Below are 509 nucleotides of genomic sequence, written 5' to 3' on the forward strand. Positions count from 1 at the left end.
TTATATTTCAGATGGATAGATAAAAAGGCCTTCAGCGGGGCTCTGTCCGCCAAAGCCGTTTACTGGCGAAAGCCTTGCCCGATCCGGTCTTGAAATATCGCTCGAACTGCCGTGCGTTGGTCTCGGTTTCGACCGCGATATAGGTCTTCAGGGCTACAGGCAGATAGGCTCTGGTCGAAGTCACATAGCCTGATTGATGCGATTCGAACCGGCGTCGAAGGTCGTTTGTCGACCCGACATAGACATCGCCATTATGAAGCTGCAGGAAATACACGTACCACATGGTCCCCGTACGCTACTTCGTAGCTTCGGGCGACACTCCCACGCCGATGCGGTTCCGGGTGGCCTGCCACCCGAAGCCCGCAGGGCGTAGGGTGGCGGAGAGGATGGGATTCGAACCCACGAGAAGCTTTTGACCTCTACTCCCTTAGCAGGGGAGCGCCTTCGACCACTCGGCCACCTCTCCGTTGCGCCGCTGGATAAAGAAAAGCGCCGGCACAATCAACAAG

The 509-nt window shown here is 56.8% G+C and carries 1 protein-coding gene and 1 tRNA gene; both read right to left on the bottom strand.

Annotated elements, in window-relative coordinates:
• Positions 1 to 31: 31 nt before the first annotated feature.
• The gene (locus ENZ74_RS33910) at positions 32 to 283 is read right to left on the bottom strand and encodes a GIY-YIG nuclease family protein (protein WP_013532600.1); all 252 of its coding nucleotides are present in this window, start codon (positions 281 to 283) and stop codon (positions 32 to 34) included.
• A 92-nt stretch (positions 284 to 375) separates the two neighbouring features.
• A tRNA-Ser gene (locus ENZ74_RS33915) sits at positions 376 to 466 on the bottom strand.
• Positions 467 to 509 lie beyond the last annotated feature (43 nt).

The organism is Mesorhizobium sp. M7A.F.Ca.CA.002.15.2.1 (genome assembly GCF_003998715.1).
GTDB lineage: Bacteria > Pseudomonadota > Alphaproteobacteria > Rhizobiales > Rhizobiaceae > Mesorhizobium > Mesorhizobium ciceri.

Excerpts from the sequence above, each read along its gene's own strand:
- ENZ74_RS33910 (WP_013532600.1), bottom strand. The coding sequence starts at position 283 with ATGTGGTACGTGTATTTCCTGCAGCTTCATAATGGCGATGTCTATGTC.